This is a genomic window from Streptomyces sp. MK7 (genome assembly GCF_032658145.1).
GTDB lineage: Bacteria > Actinomycetota > Actinomycetes > Streptomycetales > Streptomycetaceae > Streptomyces > Streptomyces spiralis.
In genome coordinates this window covers 25,187-43,342 of record NZ_JAVACL010000033.1, presented here as the reverse complement: position 1 = coordinate 43,342, position 18,156 = coordinate 25,187, and the positions used below count along the sequence as shown (strand labels likewise).

Genomic DNA, 18,156 nt, shown 5'->3' with positions numbered 1-18,156 from the left:
CGCCGGGCGGCGCCGTGCGGGGCGGGCAGGCGGGTCGCGGACGGACCTCCCGACGGGCGTACCGCCCCCGTACTGCTTAGCGTGACAGCGTGAGCCCACCGAGCCCCTCCGCTCCACCGGCCGCCCGTCACGGCCGCTCCCGCCACGGCTGGGCGCAGGCCCTCGCCACGGTGCTCGCCGGGCTGCTCGCCATGTGCGTGGTCGCCGCTCTGGGACTGTGGGCGGCCGGGGCCGCGGACCTGCCCGACAACGCCTTCCCACGGGTCGTCGCGGCGACCGTGGTGACGGCGGTCGGGGGCAGCATGGAGCTCTCGGGCAACGCGGGCACACTGGCCGAGACGCACGCCGGGGTCACGGTGATGCCGCTGTCGGTCACCCTCGTCGGCGCGCTGGTCGTCGGCGCCGGCTTCCTCCGCCCGCTGCGGCAGCCACGCAGGAGGGGGGCGCTGGAGGCGTCAGGGGAGCGGGACACGGCAGGCTCGCGGGGCCCGGTGCGGGTGCGGGAGGTGGCCTGGTGGGCCGCCAGGATCGCCGTTCTCTGGCCGGCGGCACTGGTCGGCCTGGCGTTCGCCGCCCGCCAGACCTTCGCCATCGACCTCGGCAACGGAGTGCTCGGCGCCATCGGCGAACTCTTCGGTGCGGAGCCCGAGGTCGGCTTCACCACCCACGTGCCGCTGACCGTCGGCTTCGGGTTGCTGTGGCTGCTGGGCGTGTTGGCGCTCGCGCTGCTCGTGGCCCGCGAGGTCCCGCTGCCGGCGCGGGCGGCGCGGCTTCGCGCGTCGGCCCGTCCGGTGGCGTACGCCATGGTCGCCCTGCTGCTCGCGTGCGTGGCCGTGGGGCTGGTCGTCGCGCTGGTGACGGCGGGGACGCGCGGGCACCCGGCGCAGACCTTCGCGCTGATCCTGCTCGGGCTGCCGAACCTGACCTGGCTCGCCTTCACGATCGGCCTGGGTGCCGCCTGGAACGGCCGGGTGGACGGCCCCTTCGGACTGCCGGTACCGCATCTGCTCGACGAGGTGCTGCGCACCCCGGACGTGTCCACACTCGACCTGGCTTCGCTGGCCGAACACGACGGCCGGGTGTGGTGGCTGGTCGTCGTCGACGCGGTGCTGGTGTTCGGCGCCGCCTGTCTCGCGGCGGCCCGTACCCCTGCCCCGGTGCGTCCGTGGCAGCACGCGCTGCGGATGGCGGCCGGCCTGGTGCTGACGGTGCTGACGGTCTGCCTCGCGGGCCGGATCTCCGCCCACTACGGGCTGTCGCTGCTCGGCCTCGGGGACGTGGGCGGCGGCCTGAGCGGGGAGCTGCTGCTGCGGCCCCGGCTGTGGGACGCCCTCGGCCTCGCCGCGCTGTGGGGGCTGGTCACCGGCTTTCTGGGCGCCCTCCCGACCCGCCCCGTGCCCCGCCCCGCCGAGGGCCTGCCCGCCCCACCGCCTCCGGGCCCCGCCGACCACAGCGGCGCACCCCACGTGTAGTCAGGCCATCGGCAGGACCAGTGCCGGGATGGTTCGCTGCATGCGGAGGGCGTCCACGGACTCCGCGAGGAGTTCGTACTCGGTGGTGTCGTCACCCGCCGCGATCCGCACCAGCCGTCCGCCGGCCAGCTCCTCGGCCACCAGTTCCTGGCGGACCGGGTCGGCGCACCAGGCCCGTAGAACGCCGGGCACGTCGGGCACGTCCTCCGGCACCGGGACGAGCGCGCCCGAAGGCACGTACGGGGTCTCGGGGCCGGGGTCGAGCCGGTCGGCGATCCAGGAGGCGCGGTCGCGCAGCCACCACAGGGCCAGGGCCAGGGTGGGTGCCCGGTAGGTGCCGAGCGGTACGCCGATACGACGGCCGTCGCACACGCCGTACGCGGTGACATGGCACAGGAATTCGTCGTGCACAGCTCCTCCCCCGTGGCGGCGTCCGCCTGCTGGTCGTGCCTCGTTCCCCGATGCGGCTCCTGTGCGGTGATGCGTCCCTGGCCTTCGAGTATGTTCACTCCTGAAACACAGTCACCATGACTTTCCGGCCAGTCTCCTGGCATATTCATCGCGCGCTGTGGCCGAAACGGCGCGGACCGTCACGCCCGGCGGCGGGCGGGCCGCCACCCGGCCGGTACGCGGACCGTCACGCGGCGGTACGCGGACCATTACCCCGGCGGTAATCGCGCCCTCCCCGCGCCCCGGGCATGGTTGTCGCATCGGGTCGCCGACCACGGAGATCCGGGTCCCGACCAGTACCCCGTACCGACGCCCTCGATGGAGGCTGATTCCCCATGTCCGCGCAGACCGACCGTTACGAGAGCGCCGCCGCCCGCTACCTGGAGGCCTGGAACGCGAGGGGTGCGGAGGCCCTCGGCAAGGCGGTGGCGGCCGCCTGGGCCCCCGACGGCAGCTACACCGACCCGCTCGCCGACGTCAGCGGCCACGAGCAGATCACGGGCCTGATCACCGCGGCACAGCAGCAGTTCCCCGGTTTCGTCTTCCGGCTCACCGGCACGGTGGACGGCCACCACGACACCGCCCGCTTCGCCTGGGAGCTGGTGAGCGAGGCCGGGGGAGGCTCCGCCCCGGTCGCCGGTTTCGACGTGATCACCCTGGACGGCGAGGACCGCATCCGTACCGTGCTCGGCTTCCTGGACCGGGTGCCGGCCGGCGCCTGAGGACGTGCCGCCCGCACGAGGGGACGGGCGAAACGGCGAGGCGGCCGCCCACCGGTGCAACGGTGGGCGGCCGCCTCACGGATGCGGCGCCTACGGCCTGACGAGCTCACGGCCTCACGAGCTCACGTACTCACGGCCTGACGAGCTCACGACCTCACGGCCTGACGACCGCGTCGATGCGGGCCAGTTCCTCCGCGTCGAAGTCCAGGTTGCGGATCGCGGCGACGCTGTCCTCCAGCTGCTGCGGGCTGCTCGCGCCGACGAGGGCGGAGGTCACCCGTCCGCCGCGCAGCACCCAGGCCAGAGCCAGCTGTGCCAGCGACTGCCCCCGGGACTTGGCGATCTCGTCCAGGGCGCGCAGCCGGCCCACCAGCTCCCCGGTCACCGCCTCGGAGGTGAGGAAGGGGCTGTCGCTCGCCGCCCGGGAGTCCTCGGGGATGCCGTCGAGGTAGCGGGCGGTGAGCAGGCCCTGCTCCAGCGGGGAGTAGGCGATGGACCCGACCCGGAGCTCGTCGAGCGCGGCGAGAAGGCCCTCCTCCTCGGGGCGGCGGTCGAGCATCGAGTAGCGCGGCTGGTGGATCAGCAGCGGGGTGCCCAGTTCGCCGAGGATCCGGGCGGCCTCACGGGTCTGCTCCGCGGAGTAGTTGGAGACGCCGACGTACAGGGCCTTGCCCTGCTGGACCGCCGAGTGCAGCGCGCCCATCGTCTCCTCCAGCGGAGTCTCCGGGTCGGGGCGGTGCGAGTAGAAGATGTCGACGTACTCCAGGCCCATGCGCTTCAGGCTCTGGTCCAGCGACGACATCAGGTACTTGCGCGAGCCCCATTCGCCGTACGGGCCGGGCCACATGAGATAGCCGGCCTTGGTGGAGATCACCAGCTCGTCGCGGTACGGCGCGAAGTCCGCCCGCAGTGCCTCGCCGAGGGCGGACTCGGCGGCGCCGGGCGGCGGTCCGTAGTTGTTGGCCAGGTCGAAGTGGGTGACGCCGAGGTCGAAGGCGCGGCGCAGGATGGCCCGCTGGGTCTCCACCGGGCGGTCCGGGCCGAAGTTGTGCCACAGGCCGAGCGACAGCGCGGGCAGCTTCAGGCCGCTGCGTCCGGTGCGCCGGTAGGGCATGTCGGCGTAGCGGTCGGGGTGGGCGGTGTACAACGCGACTCCATGAGGGGTTGGTACGGCGAGGCTTCCGGTGTCCTGCTCAGGTGTTTTCGGTCTCCTACTCTCACTCCGCCCGCGGGCAGCGGTCCAACAGGAGAATCCGATGGGATTGAGCGACTAGTCTTCTCAATCATGGAACTGCGCCATCTCCAGCACTTCGTCGCGGTCGCCGAGGACCAGCACTTCACCCGGGCGGCGGAGCGGCTGATGGTGTCGCAGTCCGGTCTGTCGGCGTCGATCCGGGCGCTGGAGCGGGAGTTGCGGGCCCCGCTGTTCGTGCGCACCACGCGCCGGGTGACGCTCACCGAGGCCGGGCGGGCGCTGCTCGGCGAGGCGGAGCGGATCCTGGCGCAGGTCCGGGCGGCGCACGAGGCGGTGGCCGCGGTGCAGGGCGTGCTGCGCGGCACGCTGACACTGGGCACCGAGCAGTGCATCGCGGGGGTGGACGTGGCGGGGCTGCTCGCCGCGTTCCGGCGGCGGCATCCGGATGTGGAGATCCGGCTGCGGCAGGCGGGCTCGGGAGCGCTCGCGGAGGGGGTCGCGGCGGGCCGGCTCGACCTGGCGTTCACCTACCGGACCCAGGCGGACACCGACCAGCTGCGTTCGGTGGCTCTGACCGGTGAGCCGATGACGGTGCTGTGCCATCCCGGCCACCGGTTCGCGACGGCGGGCGCGCCGCTCACCCCGGAACAGGTGAGCGGTGAGGTCTTCGTCGACTTCCACCCGGACTGGGGTCCGCGCCGCGTCACCGACGCGGCCTTCTCGGCGGCGGGCGTGGACCGCACGGTGGCGCTGGAGGTCAACGACGTGCACGGTCTGCTCGATCTGGTCGACGAGAACCTGGGCATCGCGGTTGTTCCCCGGCATTTCCGGCACAAGCGTCCGTCGCTCACCGCGCTGCCGTTCAAGGGCACGGGTGAACGGCCGTACGAGACCGTCGTCCTGCTGCCGCCCGCGCAGGCCACCAGCCCGGCGGCCCGCGCCCTGGTCACACTCCTGGAGTCGCGGGCCGACGGGGCCGAGGCCGAGAGCGTCGGGGCTGACGGAGCCGAGGCCGACAGGGCCGGATCCTGACGGATCGAGAGGTCCGGCACCCCGAGCGACCGGCGGGATTCCGGGCGCGCCACGGCGTGCGATGCGCGATGGTGGACGCATGCATGCGAAGGACATCCTCATCGACGGCTTCGGCCGTATCCAGGAAGAAGTCCATGCCGTTCTCGACGGTCTCGGGCCGGACGAGCTGCACGCCCGTCCGGCTCCCGACGCCAACTCCCCCGCCTGGCTCGTCTGGCATCTCACCCGGGTCCAGGACGACCATGTCGCCGACGCCTTCGGCCTCGACCAGGTGTGGCTGTCCCAGGGCTGGGAGAAGCGTTGCGGCCTGGACCTGCCGCGCCACGACACCGGTTACGGGCACACGGCGGCGAAGGCCGCGAAGGTGCGCGTCGAGTCCGCCGACCTGCTGACCGGGTACTACGACGCCGTCCACGAGCAGACCCTCCAGGCCCTGCGCGGCCTGACCGCCAAGGACCTCGAACGCGTCGTGGACGAGGGCTGGGACCCCCCGGTCACCCTCGGCGTGCGCCTGGTCAGCGTCCTGTCCGACGATCTTCAGCACGTCGGACAGGCCGCCTATGCGCGCGGACTGCTTCAGAGCGCGGCCGCGTAGCCGGGCAGGACGACGTCCTCGATGAGGGCCCTGCGCTCGTCGAACGGGATGAACGCGCTCTTGACCGCGTTGACCGTGACGGTGCGCAGGTCCTCGACCGTCCAGCCCGCCTCCTCGACCAGCAGCGACATCTCGCGGGTCATGGTGGTGCCGGAGACCAGACGGTTGTCGGTGTTGAGGGTGACACGGAAGCCGAGGTCCTTCAGGGCCGTGATCGGGTGTTCCGCGATCGAGGTGGCGCACCCGGTCTGGAGGTTGGAGGTCGGGCACATCTCCAGGGCGACACGGCGGTCGCGCACCCAGCCCGCGAGGCGGCCGAGCTTGCCGTCCACGATGTCCTCGGTGATGCGCACACCGTGGCCGATGCGCTGGGCACCGCACACCTGGAGCGCCTGGTGGATGCTGGGCAGGCCGTACGCCTCGCCGGCGTGGATGGTGAACGGCACGCTCTCGCGGCGCAGGTGCTCGAAGGCGGCCAGGTGGTCGGCGGGCGGGAAGCCGTCCTCGGCGCCGGCGATGTCGAAGCCGACGACGCCGGCGTCGCGGTAGGCGACGGCGAGGCCGGCGGCCTCGCGGACCCGGTCGAACATGCGCATGCCGCACAGCAGCGTGCCCACGCGCACGGGGGTCCCGGCGGCGGCCGCCTTGGCCATGCCGGCGGCGAGCCCCTCCTGCACGGTCTCCACGACCTCGCGCATGGTCAGCCCGCCGGCCGTGTTCAACTCGGGGGCGTAGCGCACCTCGGCGTAGACGACACCGTCGGCGGCGAGGTCGAGGACGTACTCCTCGGCGGTGCGCAGCAGGCCTTCGCGGGACTGCATGACGGCCAGGGTGTGCTCGAAGGTCGCTATGTAGCGGACCAGGTCACCGGAGTTGGCGGCCTCGTAGTACCAGGCGGCGAGCTCGTCGGGGTCGGTGGTGGGCAGGATGTGGCCGACCGCGTCCGCGAGTTCGACGACGGTGGCGGGGCGCAGCCCGCCGTCGAGGTGGTCGTGCAGCACGGCCTTGGGGAGGCGGCGGATCGCTTCGGCATCTACGCGCGTAGCAGTCATGGCGGGTCTTTCCTTGGGCAGGCGGTTCGAGGAAACGGCAGAAGGGTCAGCCGGCGGGCTGGAGCAGGTCCCAGCGGTTGCCGTACAGATCCTGGAAGACGGCGACGGTCCCGTACGGCTCGTGCCGCGGCTCCTCCAGGAAGGTCACGCCGGCGGCGGTCATCCGGGCGTGGTCGCGGGCGAAGTCGTCGGTGTGCAGGAAGAACCCGACGCGCCCGCCGGTCTGCTCGCCGACGCGGGCCTGCTGGGCCTCGCCCTTGGCACGGGCCAGCAGCAGACCGGTGCCGGCGGCTTCGCTCCCGGGCTCCACGACGACCCAGCGGGAGCCGTCCGGCCGCGGGGTGTCCTCCACGAGGCGGAAGCCGAGGGCCTCGGTGTAGAAGCGGACCGCCTCGTCGTAGTCGTCGACGACGAGGGTGACCAGGGCGATGCGTCTCATCGGGGCCTTTCGGGGACGTGCGATTGACGGGTGAGGTTATACGTAAAACCCCGCGCGCGCCAGTCCGCTCCGCGGCGCGCGGCGGCGGGGGTGCGCGAGACGCGGTCCTGGGGGCGGACCTCCGTCGGTCCTGGGCCCAGGGCCTAGAACTAGCTAGCGGGCCTCTTCGCCCTGGGCGATCTCCACCCGGTGGTGGACGTCGAGCATGCCGGTCGCCGAGGCGGCGAAGGAGGCCGTGGTGCAGGCCAGCAGCAGCGCGGCGATCCAGGCCGTGGCCCGGCGCGGGGTCCGCGGGGCCGCGAGAAGGGCCTTCACGCGGTGCGGCACCGGACCGGAGGTGACGGCGGGGGCGAACTCCGGGCGCGCCGAGCGGGCGTGCTGGCCGGCCAGGGCGGCGCGGGCGATGGCACGGGCGGTCAGCCGGCGGTCGCCGACGGCCGCGGCGGCGGCCTCGTCGGCCGCGCGTTCGACCGCGAGGCGGATGGTGGCGCACACCGGACGCAGCGCGGGATGGCAGTGCGCGGCCAGTCCGGCGGCGGCCAGGAAGTAGTGGTGGCCGCCCCGGTTGTGGGCGCGTTCGTGGGCGAACAGCGCTTCGCGTTCGGCGGCGTCGAGGCTGCGCAGCATCGCCGTGGTGACGACGATGCGGTGCGGGCGGCCGGGCAGGGCGTACGCGTCGGGGTGCGGGGAGTCGACGACGCACAGATCGCCCGCTGCGGGCCTGCGGCCGGCCTCGGTGCGGGCGCCACGGAAGGCCCGGATCTCCCGGAGCGCGGCGCGCCCGAACGTGCACGCGCACACGGCGAGCGCCGCCGCCGAGACCGCGGCGGCCGGCAGGACCACCAGGTCGGGAGCGGTGGGCAGCGGGTGCACCAGCTCGCCCAGGGCGGCGAAGACGGGCAGCTTGAGCAGACCGGTGAGGGCGAAGACACCCAGCGCGGCCAGCGAGCAGCAGGCGAGCACCAGCGCGCAGACGGTGATCACCCACAGCGCGGCCACGGGCGCCAGCCGGTCGAGCGTGCGCCGGGCCAGCACGGGTGCGGCGAGGGGCAGCAGCAGCGGCACTAGCAGCAGGGCGGTCATCGCTCACCGGATTCGAGCAGATCGCGCAGGATGCGCTCGTCGTCGGGGCTGAGCTGGGCGACGAAGCGGGCGAGTACGGTCTCGCGGTCGGTGTCGCGGTCGAGTTCGAAGTGCATGCGGCGGGCGGTCAGTCCGTGCGCGTCCTGGACGGGGTAGTAGGCGTAGCCGCGGCCCTGTCGGCGGCGTCCGACCACGCCCTTGTCGTGCAGCCGGGTCAGGATCGTGGTCACCGTGGTGCGAGCCAGGTCGCTCCCGAGGCTCAGCTGGACCTGCCCCGGGGTCAGGGGGGCGTCGCCGGCCCACAGGACGGCCATGACACTCGATTCGAGCTCGCCGGCCGGCCTGCGTTCGTCCTTCGCGTCGGTCATGGGACGTTCCTCACCCCGTCTTCGTCGCGCAGTCCGGTGAGCCGTCTACACCATTGTAGTCAGCTGCGGTCAGCACGGTGCCGGTCACCCGCTCTCGGCTGCGCCCGCATGCCCATTATGCGGGGGCTCGGTGACGCGGTAGAGATCCGGAAGGAAGGCCTCCGGCCTTCCGTCACGTGACGCCGTGCCGCCCGGCCCGGCACCCGAAGCGAACGCGCAGGAGTTGAGCACCGTGTCCGAGCAGCCCGAGCCCGCCGAGGTCCCCGCCCGCCAGAACGTCAGTTTCCCCAGTGCGGGAGCCACCGCCCGCGGCTATCTCTCACTGCCCCCGTCCGGCCGGGGGCCGGGGATCCTCGTCATCCAGGAGTGGTGGGGGCTGACCGACCACATCGCCGAGGTCACCGACCGGCTCGCCGCCGAGGGCTTCGTCGCCCTCGCCCCCGACCTGTACGGCGGGAGCGTGGCCCACGACTCCGAGGAGGCGCGGCGGCTGATGAAGGCCCTGCCGGTCTCCCGCGGCGTCGAACTGCTCTCCGGCGCCGTCGGCCATCTGCTGTCGCTGCCCGAGGTCACCTCGGACACGGTCGGCGCGGTCGGCTTCTGCATGGGCGGCGGCTTCGTGCTGTACCTGGCGGCGGTCGAACCGCGGGTGAGCGCCGCAGTGCCGTTCTACGGCGTGATCCGGGGCGAGCTGCCCGACTTCTCCGGGCTGCGGGCCCGCGTCCTCGGCCACTACGGGGAACGGGACCGGAGCATCCCGCCGGAGCAGGTCGACGAGCTGCGCGAGACACTGCGGCGGCAGTCCGGCACCACTCCGGACCTGCGCCTGTACCCGGCGGGCCACGCCTTCCTCAACGACCGCCGTCCCAGCCACGACCCCGACGCGGCCGACCGCGCCTGGCGGAGCACGGTCGCGTTCCTGCATGAGCAGCTGGGCTGACCCCGGGCAGCGGCGCGTCCCCACGGGTCGCGTCCTTGCCGGTGCGGCACAGCAGGCCCGACGGCCGCGAGGACAGCAGGCCGACGCCGGGCGGGGCTGCGAGTTCCGTGTCGGCCCCTACTCGGCGTCGTCCTCACCCGGGTCCGCGTTCCCACCCGTTCCGGTGTAGGCCGCCGTCGTCCGGTCCGCGGCTTCCCGCGCCGCCGTCTCGTCCTCGCCGCCCGCCACGTTCGCGGCACGCCAGGCCTCACTGCTCGCCGTCATGAAGCGCCGGCCCTCCTCCGAGCCGGCCCAGGCCATGAACTCCTGGGCGTCCAGGGGAGCGCCGGTCGCCAGGTGCAGGGAGAGTCCGCGGAGCGTCATGTCCCAGCCGACACCGACGGCGCCGGGGCCGAACTGCGCCCACTTCGTGTCGTCCACGTGGGAGATGTGGTCCAGCTCGAAGCGCGTGCCGCGCTCCTCGGATGTCAGGCGGAGCTCGATCCAGCTGACCTCGCCACCGAACTCCCAGGTCGCGGCGAAGCCCTTGGGCGGGTCGCAGCGCTCGATCACACCACCGGCATTGCCCTCCAACTGGTAGCGGCCGCCCAGCCGCAGCTCGCCCGAGACCGGGAGGAACCAGCGGGGGATGCGCTCGGGATCGGTACAGGCGTTCCACACGTCCTCGAGCGGGGCGTCGTAGGACCGCGAGATCGTCACCACTCGCGCCTCACCGGCCTTGAGGTTCCGCCGGCCCACTTGCCGCCGTACACCGTTGATCTCGTGCGTCACATCCGTCATGAGGTGCTCCTCGGAGGTCCGTCGGCGCCGCCGCTCAGGCGACGCTCTCGCCTGCCGCGCGCCAGTTCGGTGGCCAGGGCGTCCAGGTGCGGCGCCCAGAAGCGTCGGAACCGGTCGAGCCAGGCGTCGATGTCCCGCAACGGCTCGGAGTTCACCGCGTACAGCCGCCGGGTGCCTTCCGGGCGCACGGTCGCGAACCCGTTCTCCCGCAGCACCTTCAGATGCTGCGACACCCCGGGCTGCGAGATCCCGAACTCCTCCCTTATGACCTCGCTGACGGCGCCGGAGGCCATCTCTCCCTCGGCCAGCAGCTCCAGGATCCGGCGGCGCACGGGGTCTCCGAGCACATCGAAGGCGTGCATACGGGCAATGTATCACTGGGCACTTATATAAGCCACGGGTGACGCTCAGCCGTCCACGTCGCGCTCGGCACGGACGGCGGTCTCGAGGCCCTGGCGCCGGTCATCGCTCGTCGGCCGGGTGCAGGAAGGGGCGCACCTCGATCGGCAGGGCGGTGGCCCGGCTCGCCTTCCGCCCCCAGTCCAGGGCGGCGTCCAGGTCGGGCGCCTTGATCACACACACGCCGCCCAGGTACTCCTTGCCGTCGGTGAAGGGCCCGTCGGCGGCCAGCACCTCGTCGCCCTTCGGACGCAGCACGGTGGCGGACTCCGGGCCGTGCAGCCCGCCCGCGAACACCCAGGCCCCGGCCTCGCGCAGCTCCTGGTGGAAGAGCTCCAGACTGCCCACGATGTCCGCCAGCGCCTCGGCGGAGGGCGGCGTGCCCTCGCTCGGCTGGATCACGCTGAGCAGGTAGTACTTCATGACGTCCTCCTTGGCGTCGTGCCGTTGTCCCCCCTCCTACACGAACGGCACACGCCCGGATCGGCACCTCGCCCGAGGACGCCTGAAGAACCTCTTCCCGGCTCAGCTCGCCGCGGCCGGCAGCGGCGTGCCGCCCAGGACCGCCCAGAACCGGTCGACGGCCTCGGCCGGCGCCTCGGTGGCGGCGGGCGCGACCGACAGCGAGCCGTCCTCGTGCACGGTGATGTCCTTGTCGAGGGTGAACCAGCCCTGCACGATGTGCGCCGCACCCATGGCGTTGAGCACGGGACGCAGGGCGCAGTCGATGGCGGGGATGTTGGCGGCGGAGCCGCCGGTGGCGAGCGGCGGCACCGTCTTGCCGGTGAGCGCGTGCTGCGGCAGCAGGTCGAGCAGCGCCCTGAGGACACCGGAGTACGACGCCTTGTAAACGGGGGTGCCGACGACGACGCCGTCGGCACGGGCGAACAGCTCGGCGGCCTCGACGATCGCCGGATGCGGGAACTCCGTGCCGAGCAGCGCCTCGGCGGGGATCGTCCGGACGTCGGGCGGTATCACCTCGTGGCCCTGCGCGAGGAGGCGCCGGTCGAGGTGGCGCAGCAGGCGGTTGGTGCGCGACGGGACGGACGGGCTGCCGGAGACGGACAGGACGACGGCCATGCGGGACTTCTGCTGCGAAATGCGGGACGGGCACAAGCGGGCGGCGGACCGGGAGGAAGGATCAAGCCGCGCAACAGGAGGCGCTGGAGACACGGGCGAGGTCGACATGGCGTCGCCGCGTGAGGTCCAGTCGCATCGCCATGGCGCCGGTCGTGTCAGCCGCCGAGGACGGCCGTCAAGGAAGAGCCGGCCGTTCTCGTGTCGCGGACCGGTGCGGTGCACGCAGGCATGAGCGGCACGGGGAGGACACGAGCACCTCGGCGGCGGACGGGCCGGAGGGCCGGCGTCAGCCACGGTCCTGACGGGACATCAGCCAGGGTTCCTGCGGGAGCGGGGTGCCGGTCTCCATCAGCGACTTGAGGTTGGACAGGACCGCCGGCCAGCCGCCGGACGCGTCGGCCAGCTCCTGCTCGTCCCTGAGGTTCTCGTGGGTGACGGTGAGCCGGACGATGTCGCCGTGGGGCCGGATGTCGAAGGTGACCCGCGAGTGGCTCTCCTCACGGTCCGCGTTCTCGGGTGCGGCCCAGGTGGTCACCAGGCGGATCGGACGGTCTGCCTCCACGACGGTGCCGACCACGTCGGCGATGCCGGAGCCGTCGGTGCGCACGTGCTCCCAGCGGGAGCCCTGCTTCCAGTCCGAGACGTTGCTGTGGCCCCAGTAGGCGGCGGTCAGGTCGGCGTCCGTGAGGGCGTCCCACACCGCCTCGGGCGTGCTCTCGATGTAGGTGACGTAGACGTAGGTCGGCTTGTCGGTCATGGTTTCCTCGGCTGCTTCCTCGGCTCGTCGCTTCACGGCGCCGAGCGCGTTCAGGCGCGGGCGTTCGAATCTCCCGATCCACCGCTCCTGCATGTCGTTCAGCGGGACCGGGTTCAGGTAGTGCAGCTTCTCCCGCCCCCGCCGCACCGTGCTCACCAGGTTGGCGGCCTCCAGGACGGCCAGGTGCTGGGTCACCGACTGGCGCGTCATCTCGATGCGCGCGCACAGCTCGGCCAGCGTCTGCCCGTTGTCCTCGCGCAGCCGGTCCAGCAGCCGTCTGCGGGTCTCGTCGGCGAGTGCCTTGAAGACCCTGTCCATCCCCGGGTCGCCGCTTCCTTGCATACACACAGTTATGCAGGCACTTGCCTGCATGTCAAGCGAGACGTCTCCGGGGTGGGCCGGTGGGTGGGTGGAGCATGGGGTGGTGGGCACGATCCGCGCCCACCACCCCGGCCGTCAGGAGACGTCGAGCGACGTGTCGTCGACGACGAAGGACGTCTGGAGGACGGAGCCCTCGGTGCCGGTGAACTTGATCGTCACGGTCTGGCCCGCGTAGCCGGCCAGGCTGAAGCCGTGCCGGATGTAGCCGCTCTGGGCGTTGAGGTTGGAGTACGTGGCGAGGGTCGCGAGCACGGTGCCGCCGCTGTCGACCACCTGCACCTTGAGCGTGTCGTAGGCCGTGGTGGTGGTCGTCTCGGCCGTGTCCACATGGAGGTAGAAGCCCAGCGCGGCCGTCGTGCACCCGGAGGGGATGGTGACGGTCTGCGCGAGGGTGTCGGTGTGGGCGGAACCGTAACCGTTCAGCCAGGCCTTGTACGAGCCGGTGCGCGCCGCCTCACCGGAGTCGCTGGTGATGACGCCGCTGCTCGCGCTCCAGACGGTGTTGCCGGACTCGAAGCCGCTGTTGCCGAGCAGTTGGGCGGCGGTGCAGGAGCCGGTCCCACCGCCGCCGGTGCCCGAACCGGCCAGCCAGGCGGTGGCGTTGAGGGCGAGGGCCGCGTTGGTGGCGCTGGAGTCGTTCCAGCCGTCGTAGAGGGTGTTGCCGGACTGGCCGGTGCCGTCGTCGATGGGCGAGCTGTCGCCCCAGTACGCGACGCGGCCGCTGCCGAAGGTGCTGGTGACAAAGAAGGCTCCGGTGTTGCCGGAGTAGCCGGTGCGGTAGAGCAGGCCCTTGACGGAGGAGTTGTCGGACGGCTTGAGGGTGGCGGTGGTGCCGTTGGCGATCAGGCTCTTGGTGACGGTGCCGAACGGCCCGTGCAGCACGGGGTCGGTGGAGTCGCTGATCGCGGCCGGGTTGCCGGAGGTGATGTTGAGCGAGTCGATGGAGAAGCCGAACGGGTCGGTGGAGTCGACGCCGTTGTTGCTCATCAGGTCGTTCAGGATCTGCACCGAGTCCTTGCCGTCGCTGTTGCGGTCGGAGCCGGTGTGGTCGGAGATCACGAACAGGCCGCCGCCGTTCTTGACGAAGTTCATGATCGCCGTCTTCTCGGCGCTGGTGAACAGCGTGTTCGGTTCGGGCAGCACCAGCGTGTCGAAGTTGGACAGGTCCGTCGACGACGAGCCGCCGTAGGAGAGGCTCGAACCGGACGGGAGCGTCTTGAGGCTGTAACCGCCGGTCTTCTGCAGGGCCACGCCCCAGGAGGACAGGGCGCCGGTCCAGTCCGTCTCGGCGGACGGGGAGGAGTCCTGGCCGAGCGGGTCGGGCTGGCTGGTGGAGATGATCCAGTCGGCGTTGCCGGCCGTCTCGGCGTGGGCGTTGTCGAACAGCACGCGGTGGGTGGTGGCCGCGTGGGCGGGAGTGGCGCTGGTGGAGAGCTGCAGGGCCGCCGGGGCGACGAGCAGTCCGAGGCCGGCCAGTCCGGTGGTGAGCCTGCGGCGGAGTCTGCGGAATCTTCTGGATCCGGGCATCCGGCGAACCTCCGAGTGGGGTGAAGGGGCGGTGCGGGCGCCGAGTCTGCGCGCGTAGAGCGGATCCGAGCGTTCTATACGCGTCACTACGCTTGAAAGGTACATGGCATGACCGGACGGTGAACAGAAGGTCGCGGGCGACAACCGTAAGGAGTGCATCCGGTCACCGGGGGCATTCGATGGGCGCGAGGACAACGACGGGGGCGACAACGGGGCGACGACGACGGGGGACGACAGGGGAACGGAACAGAGGGGCGAAGATGGAGATCAGCGGCATCATCAGTGCCATCGTCATCGGCATCGTCATCGGCGTCCTGGGACGGCTCGTCGTCCCCGGCCGTCAGCACATCGGGATTCTCTGGACGATCCTCATCGGCATCGTGGCCGCACTGGCCGGTGCCGCGATCGCGGGCGCGCTCGGGGTGGCCGACACCAAGGGGGTCGACTGGATCGAGTGGCTCATCCAGATCGCGCTCGCCGCGGTGGGCGTCGCCGCGCTGGACCGGGCGAAGACGACGCACCGCTGACGCGGGCCGCCGGCCCGCGGCCACGCCCACCGCTCACCGCGACCGTCAGCGGTTCGCGAGCCACCGGCCGTACCAGGCCAGGGTGGTGCCGATCGTGCCGGTGAGCGGGGTCGGGGCCGCGCCGAAGGCCCGCGCGAACGCGGAGGAGTCCATGATCTGGGGCTCCGTGTGCTGGTAGAACATCTGGGCGTACTCGCCCATGTACCGCTCGTCGAACGGACCGAAGGGGCGGGCCTCGGGCAGGACCACGACGTTCCGCGGCCGCCCGACCCGCCGCTCGATCAACGCGTGGATCTCGCGCGTGCTCACGGCGGGCGCGGTCGGCAGGTGCCACACGCGCCCGTCGCCGTCCGGGCGTTCGCCGAGCGTGGCGAGGCCGGCGGCCACATCACCGATAGAGGGCGACCACGCTGCTCGCCGCGCAGGTCGACATGCCGGCGGACGCGTTCGCCCTGGGCGCGGCGACGGCTCGCGGCTGAGCGCGAGCCTGTCCGATCCGGGGCGGGCGGGTGCGCGCCCTGGGCCCTGTCGTCAAATTCCCGCCTGCCTCGCGACGCCATGCACGCTCCGCCACTGCCTTGACGGCGTGGGAGGTGCCCCCACTCGCCGCACCGGGCCCAGACGCGAGTACATCCAGTACGAGGGTCAGGGCCCGGCACTCCCCCGACCTTCGGCCGGGGGGACCCCCAGAGCACGCACCTGACGCCGCGAGGCCGCCCTGCGGGCGGACGACGGGAATGTGACGACAGGACCTAGGGGTGCCTGGTCGGTGGGCTGTGCGATCAGCCCAGTTCCAGGGTGGTGACCCCGTAGACCCGCGCGCGTGCGTACGGCCGTACCGGTCCCGTGTACATGCGCGCGGTCTCGAAGGACGGCGCGAGACCGGCCTCCTCGGCCAGGGCGATGCCCGCCGCGTTGGTCTCGGGCACGTCCACGGCCACCTCGCGGCCCTCGGCGTCGGCGGTCAGCGCGGCGAACAGGGCCCGTGCGCCCTCGGGGGTGTCGGCGAACAGCGGGCCGATGCGCAGGCTGTCGTGGGCCGGGCGGAGCACGCCGTAGCCGGTGACGCGGTCGCCTGCGCGGCGGACCAGGGCGCGGTGTCCCGGCGTCGTCAGCCAGTGGGCGACGAAACGCGGCCGCTCCGCCGGATGGCAGGCGGCGTCGTAGGCGGTGACCTCCGCCAGATCGGCGGGGCCCACCGGCCGGACGTCGGCCGGAGGCCGGGCGGCGGGTGCCGGGCCGGTGAACCGGATGGTGCGGTGAGCGGCCTGGAAGCCCGACTGCCGGTAGTTGTCCTGCTGGGCGACGACGCCGTCCAGGCCGATCGTACGGTCTCCCGCGTGGGCGAGGGCGGTCTTCCATGTGGTCAGGCCGTGGCCGCGGCCGCGCAGGTCGGGGCGGACCAGATAGCAGCCCAGGAAGGCGTAGTCGGGGCCGTGGTTCACCACCGAGATCGCGGAGACGGGCTCGCCGTCGATCCGGCCCAGGAAGAAGCCGTCCGGGTCCTGGGCGAAGAAGGCCGGCCCGTCGGACAGCCCCGGGTTCCAGCCCTCGTCCGCCGCCCACCCTCTGATCACCGGCCAGTCCTCGAGGGTGGCCCGGGTGACGACGAGGTCCTGGTGGGCGGCAAAGGCCATGGATGTGCTCCCGCATGTCCGTGAGTGCTTCCGTGGGGCGTGCGCGCAGCATCCTTCCGGATCGCGGGTGGGCGCGCCACGGCGGGATCAAGCCGTACGGTGACGGCCGACCGGCCGCTTCCGCATGGCGGTGGGGCCCTTTAGGGTGGCCGGTCATGAACTCGGCCGACATCAGCCTCCGCCCGGTGGACGAGGCGGACCTGCCCGTCCTGGAGCGCTTCCTCCACGATCCCGAGGCCGCGTCGCCCTTCCAGTGGTACGGGTGGCGGGATCCGGGCCGCTGGCGCCGGCAATGGGCGGAGAACGGTCTGCTCGCCGAGGACACGGGGCACCTGATGGTGGTGCGCGGACCGGAGCGGCTGGGGGTCGTCGCCTGGCGCAGGATCGTCCCGGCGCCGGCCTCGTACTACTGGAACATGGGCATCGTGCTGCTGCCCCAGGCCCGCGGGAAGGGTGCCGGGACCGAGGCGCAGCGGCAGTTGGTGCGGTACCTCTTCGCGCACAGCACCGTGATGCGGATCGAGGCGGACACCGAGGCCGAGAACCTCGCGGAGCAGCGCGCCCTGGAGAAGGCGGGGTTCACCAGGGAGGGCGTCCTGCGCAGCGTCTCCTTCCGGGACGGCCGCTGGCGCGACGGGGTGCGGTACAGCATCCTGCGCGGCGACGTGGACTGAGAGGCGCGCACGGCGAACCGGACCGAGGCCCCGCCGCTCACCGAGCGGCCCGCGGGCGCCGCGTGGAGGGTGACGGCGGCACACCGCCGCGAGGATGACGCGGGACGGCCGCTGCCCCCGCCCCCGCCCCCTCCCCGTGGACGGCGAGGCACCGGCGTTCCGCCGGGGGGGAGGGCCCCACCGGTGCGTTCCGCGGGCGGGGCCCTCCCCGTGTCGTAGCGCGGGCGAGGACGCCTCAGCGGAGCGTCCGGGGGCGGTGGCGCCGGTAGAGGACGGCTCCGCCGAGCAGCAGCGCCGCGCTCGCGGCGACGGCGGGCAGGGTCTGGTCGGTGCCGGTGTGGGCGAGCGACGCCTGCGTCGGAGGGGTGGTCACGGGCTGCGGCAGCGGCTTCGGCGGCGTGGAGCGCGCGGGCGGTGTGACCGGCTGGGGTGCGGGATTGTCGGGGCGGTCGCCGTTCATGGACGTGTTGCCGGCCGACGGATTGCCGACGCCGGCCACGTTCACGGTGTTGCCGCTGACGTTGGCCGGGACGTGCACGGGAAGCTGGATGCTGTTGCCGGAGATCACGCCCGGCGAATCCTTTCCGCCGGCCTGTGCCTCGGCTCCGCCGCCGGAGGGCGTCCGATCCCTCCCGGCGGACGCGTTGGCGCAGCGGTTGCCCACCGCGGGGTTGAGGAGTCCCACCACGCTCACCGTGTTGCCGCACACGTTCACCGGGATGTGCACCGGGAGCTGAATGGTGTTGCCTGAGATCAACCCGGGCGAGCCGACCGCGGCGCCGTCCGCCGTGGCGCCGCCGTCCGCCGCGAACGCGGCGGACACCGGCACTGTCATCGCCATCGCGCCGGAGGCGGCGACGGCGATCACACCGTTTCGGGTAACCCGTTTCATAGGTCCTGTGCCTTCCAGACATGGATCGCGGGCACTCGCCCGCACGCGGTAAAACGCCGGTGAACGATCCGAGTTATGGCTCATCGGCCTTTCACCCCTTCGAGCGGCCCGCTTATCGAACGGCACCCGGAGCCTCGCACAGGCGGCCACGGCA

Annotated in this window: 22 protein-coding genes and 1 pseudogene; 7 read left to right on the top strand and 16 right to left on the bottom strand. The window is 72.6% G+C overall.

Annotation, left to right across the window (positions count from 1 at the left end):
* Positions 1 to 89: 89 nt before the first annotated feature.
* Positions 90 to 1,472: a streptophobe family protein gene (locus tag R2S09_RS28825; RefSeq protein WP_399144894.1), complete on the top strand. Its 1,383-nt coding sequence runs from the start codon at positions 90 to 92 to the stop codon at positions 1,470 to 1,472.
* On the opposite strand, the gene R2S09_RS28820 is transcribed toward R2S09_RS28825, so the two are convergent.
* Positions 1,473 to 1,883, bottom strand: coding sequence for a hypothetical protein (locus tag R2S09_RS28820; RefSeq protein WP_306187572.1), 411 nt, complete (start codon positions 1,881 to 1,883; stop codon positions 1,473 to 1,475).
* Between the two features lie 374 nt (positions 1,884 to 2,257).
* Between R2S09_RS28820 and R2S09_RS28815 the strand changes: the two genes are divergently transcribed.
* The gene (locus tag R2S09_RS28815; protein WP_306187574.1) at positions 2,258 to 2,644 is read left to right on the top strand and encodes a nuclear transport factor 2 family protein; all 387 of its coding nucleotides are present in this window, start codon (positions 2,258 to 2,260) and stop codon (positions 2,642 to 2,644) included.
* A gap of 154 nt (positions 2,645 to 2,798) precedes the next feature.
* Here R2S09_RS28815 and mgrA read toward each other — a convergent pair whose 3' ends face one another.
* Positions 2,799 to 3,791 carry an L-glyceraldehyde 3-phosphate reductase gene (mgrA, locus tag R2S09_RS28810; RefSeq protein WP_306187576.1) on the bottom strand — a complete coding sequence of 331 codons (993 nt, stop codon included), beginning with the start codon at positions 3,789 to 3,791 and terminating at the stop codon, positions 2,799 to 2,801.
* 138 nt (positions 3,792 to 3,929) lie between these two features.
* Between mgrA and R2S09_RS28805 the strand changes: the two genes are divergently transcribed.
* Positions 3,930 to 4,871, top strand: coding sequence for a LysR substrate-binding domain-containing protein (locus R2S09_RS28805; RefSeq protein WP_306187578.1), 942 nt, complete (start codon positions 3,930 to 3,932; stop codon positions 4,869 to 4,871).
* A 79-nt stretch (positions 4,872 to 4,950) separates the two neighbouring features.
* Positions 4,951 to 5,466, top strand: a complete 516-nt coding sequence (locus R2S09_RS28800; protein WP_306187580.1) for a mycothiol transferase — start codon at positions 4,951 to 4,953, stop codon at positions 5,464 to 5,466.
* On the opposite strand, the gene R2S09_RS28795 is transcribed toward R2S09_RS28800, so the two are convergent.
* The 4 genes from R2S09_RS28795 to R2S09_RS28780 all read right to left on the bottom strand — a co-directional run bounded on the left by R2S09_RS28795 (position 5,448) and on the right by R2S09_RS28780 (position 8,408).
* Positions 5,448 to 6,518, bottom strand: coding sequence for an adenosine deaminase (locus R2S09_RS28795; protein WP_306187581.1), 1,071 nt, complete (start codon positions 6,516 to 6,518; stop codon positions 5,448 to 5,450). The two genes, R2S09_RS28800 and R2S09_RS28795, sit on opposite strands and share 19 nt — an antisense overlap.
* Before the next feature lie 46 nt (positions 6,519 to 6,564).
* On the bottom strand, positions 6,565 to 6,957 hold the full coding sequence (locus tag R2S09_RS28790) for a VOC family protein (protein ID WP_306187582.1): 393 nt from the start codon (positions 6,955 to 6,957) through the stop codon (positions 6,565 to 6,567).
* A gap of 153 nt (positions 6,958 to 7,110) precedes the next feature.
* Positions 7,111 to 8,040 carry a M48 family metalloprotease gene (locus tag R2S09_RS28785; protein ID WP_306187584.1) on the bottom strand — a complete coding sequence of 310 codons (930 nt, stop codon included), beginning with the start codon at positions 8,038 to 8,040 and terminating at the stop codon, positions 7,111 to 7,113.
* Positions 8,037 to 8,408, bottom strand: a complete 372-nt coding sequence (locus tag R2S09_RS28780; RefSeq protein ID WP_306187586.1) for a BlaI/MecI/CopY family transcriptional regulator — start codon at positions 8,406 to 8,408, stop codon at positions 8,037 to 8,039. The genes R2S09_RS28785 and R2S09_RS28780 overlap by 4 nt, the downstream gene beginning before the upstream one ends.
* 232 nt (positions 8,409 to 8,640) lie before the next feature.
* Here R2S09_RS28780 and R2S09_RS28775 point away from each other — a divergent pair, with 232 nt between their 5' ends.
* A complete protein-coding gene (locus tag R2S09_RS28775) occupies positions 8,641 to 9,348 on the top strand; it encodes a dienelactone hydrolase family protein (protein WP_306187588.1) in 708 nt (235 codons plus the stop codon).
* 117 nt (positions 9,349 to 9,465) lie between these two features.
* Here R2S09_RS28775 and R2S09_RS28770 read toward each other — a convergent pair whose 3' ends face one another.
* From R2S09_RS28770 to R2S09_RS28745, 7 genes are all read right to left on the bottom strand, one after another.
* Positions 9,466 to 10,128: an SRPBCC family protein gene (locus tag R2S09_RS28770; protein WP_306187590.1), complete on the bottom strand. Its 663-nt coding sequence runs from the start codon at positions 10,126 to 10,128 to the stop codon at positions 9,466 to 9,468.
* Positions 10,125 to 10,490 carry a helix-turn-helix transcriptional regulator gene (locus R2S09_RS28765; protein WP_306187591.1) on the bottom strand — a complete coding sequence of 122 codons (366 nt, stop codon included), beginning with the start codon at positions 10,488 to 10,490 and terminating at the stop codon, positions 10,125 to 10,127. The genes R2S09_RS28770 and R2S09_RS28765 overlap by 4 nt, the downstream gene beginning before the upstream one ends.
* A 100-nt stretch (positions 10,491 to 10,590) precedes the next feature.
* A complete protein-coding gene (locus R2S09_RS28760) occupies positions 10,591 to 10,950 on the bottom strand; it encodes a YciI family protein (RefSeq protein WP_306187592.1) in 360 nt (119 codons plus the stop codon).
* A 102-nt stretch (positions 10,951 to 11,052) separates the two neighbouring features.
* Complete coding sequence (gene ssuE, locus R2S09_RS28755) at positions 11,053 to 11,607, bottom strand: NADPH-dependent FMN reductase (RefSeq protein WP_316744192.1); 555 nt, start codon at positions 11,605 to 11,607, stop codon at positions 11,053 to 11,055.
* Between the two features lie 61 nt (positions 11,608 to 11,668).
* Complete coding sequence (locus R2S09_RS40655; RefSeq protein WP_362040793.1) at positions 11,669 to 11,743, bottom strand: putative leader peptide; 75 nt, start codon at positions 11,741 to 11,743, stop codon at positions 11,669 to 11,671.
* 150 nt (positions 11,744 to 11,893) lie between these two features.
* Complete coding sequence (locus R2S09_RS28750) at positions 11,894 to 12,682, bottom strand: metalloregulator ArsR/SmtB family transcription factor (protein ID WP_316744190.1); 789 nt, start codon at positions 12,680 to 12,682, stop codon at positions 11,894 to 11,896.
* Between the two features lie 138 nt (positions 12,683 to 12,820).
* Positions 12,821 to 14,272, bottom strand: coding sequence for a hydrolase (locus tag R2S09_RS28745; RefSeq protein ID WP_316744188.1), 1,452 nt, complete (start codon positions 14,270 to 14,272; stop codon positions 12,821 to 12,823).
* A 260-nt stretch (positions 14,273 to 14,532) separates the two neighbouring features.
* Here R2S09_RS28745 and R2S09_RS28740 point away from each other — a divergent pair, with 260 nt between their 5' ends.
* Positions 14,533 to 14,799 (top strand): GlsB/YeaQ/YmgE family stress response membrane protein, encoded by a 267-nt coding sequence (locus tag R2S09_RS28740; RefSeq protein WP_306187597.1) that lies wholly within the window; start codon positions 14,533 to 14,535, stop codon positions 14,797 to 14,799.
* Between the two features lie 45 nt (positions 14,800 to 14,844).
* On the opposite strand, the pseudogene R2S09_RS28735 reads toward R2S09_RS28740, so the two are convergent.
* Positions 14,845 to 15,195: pseudogene (locus R2S09_RS28735) on the bottom strand (epimerase); the annotation flags it as partial.
* A gap of 386 nt (positions 15,196 to 15,581) precedes the next feature.
* Positions 15,582 to 16,436, bottom strand: coding sequence for a GNAT family N-acetyltransferase (locus R2S09_RS28730; RefSeq protein ID WP_316744187.1), 855 nt, complete (start codon positions 16,434 to 16,436; stop codon positions 15,582 to 15,584).
* Between the two features lie 155 nt (positions 16,437 to 16,591).
* On the opposite strand from R2S09_RS28730, the gene R2S09_RS28725 reads away from it, so the two are divergent.
* Positions 16,592 to 17,110, top strand: a complete 519-nt coding sequence (locus R2S09_RS28725; protein WP_306187600.1) for a GNAT family N-acetyltransferase — start codon at positions 16,592 to 16,594, stop codon at positions 17,108 to 17,110.
* A 235-nt stretch (positions 17,111 to 17,345) separates the two neighbouring features.
* Here the strand turns inward: R2S09_RS28725 and R2S09_RS28720 are convergent, their stop codons facing one another.
* Entirely contained in the window at positions 17,346 to 18,002 is a 657-nt protein-coding gene (locus R2S09_RS28720; protein ID WP_306187602.1) for a chaplin, read from the bottom strand.
* Positions 18,003 to 18,156 lie beyond the last annotated feature (154 nt).

Bases quoted from the DNA above. Each gene is read 5' to 3' on its own strand.
- R2S09_RS28815 (WP_306187574.1), top strand. From the start codon at position 2,258: ATGTCCGCGCAGACCGACCGTTACGAGAGCGCCGCCGCCCGCTACCTG.
- R2S09_RS28805 (WP_306187578.1), top strand. From the start codon at position 3,930: ATGGAACTGCGCCATCTCCAGCACTTCGTCGCGGTCGCCGAGGACCAG.
- R2S09_RS28800 (WP_306187580.1), top strand. From the start codon at position 4,951: ATGCATGCGAAGGACATCCTCATCGACGGCTTCGGCCGTATCCAGGAA.
- R2S09_RS28795 (WP_306187581.1), bottom strand. From the start codon at position 6,518: ATGACTGCTACGCGCGTAGATGCCGAAGCGATCCGCCGCCTCCCCAAG.
- R2S09_RS28790 (WP_306187582.1), bottom strand. From the start codon at position 6,957: ATGAGACGCATCGCCCTGGTCACCCTCGTCGTCGACGACTACGACGAG.
- R2S09_RS28785 (WP_306187584.1), bottom strand. From the start codon at position 8,040: ATGACCGCCCTGCTGCTAGTGCCGCTGCTGCTGCCCCTCGCCGCACCC.
- R2S09_RS28780 (WP_306187586.1), bottom strand. From the start codon at position 8,408: ATGACCGACGCGAAGGACGAACGCAGGCCGGCCGGCGAGCTCGAATCG.
- R2S09_RS28770 (WP_306187590.1), bottom strand. From the start codon at position 10,128: ATGACGGATGTGACGCACGAGATCAACGGTGTACGGCGGCAAGTGGGC.
- R2S09_RS28765 (WP_306187591.1), bottom strand. From the start codon at position 10,490: ATGCACGCCTTCGATGTGCTCGGAGACCCCGTGCGCCGCCGGATCCTG.
- R2S09_RS28760 (WP_306187592.1), bottom strand. From the start codon at position 10,950: ATGAAGTACTACCTGCTCAGCGTGATCCAGCCGAGCGAGGGCACGCCG.
- ssuE (WP_316744192.1), bottom strand. From the start codon at position 11,607: ATGGCCGTCGTCCTGTCCGTCTCCGGCAGCCCGTCCGTCCCGTCGCGC.
- R2S09_RS28750 (WP_316744190.1), bottom strand. From the start codon at position 12,682: ATGGACAGGGTCTTCAAGGCACTCGCCGACGAGACCCGCAGACGGCTG.
- R2S09_RS28745 (WP_316744188.1), bottom strand. From the start codon at position 14,272: ATGCCCGGATCCAGAAGATTCCGCAGACTCCGCCGCAGGCTCACCACC.
- R2S09_RS28740 (WP_306187597.1), top strand. From the start codon at position 14,533: ATGGAGATCAGCGGCATCATCAGTGCCATCGTCATCGGCATCGTCATC.
- R2S09_RS28730 (WP_316744187.1), bottom strand. From the start codon at position 16,436: ATGGCCTTTGCCGCCCACCAGGACCTCGTCGTCACCCGGGCCACCCTC.
- R2S09_RS28725 (WP_306187600.1), top strand. From the start codon at position 16,592: ATGAACTCGGCCGACATCAGCCTCCGCCCGGTGGACGAGGCGGACCTG.
- R2S09_RS28720 (WP_306187602.1), bottom strand. From the start codon at position 18,002: ATGAAACGGGTTACCCGAAACGGTGTGATCGCCGTCGCCGCCTCCGGC.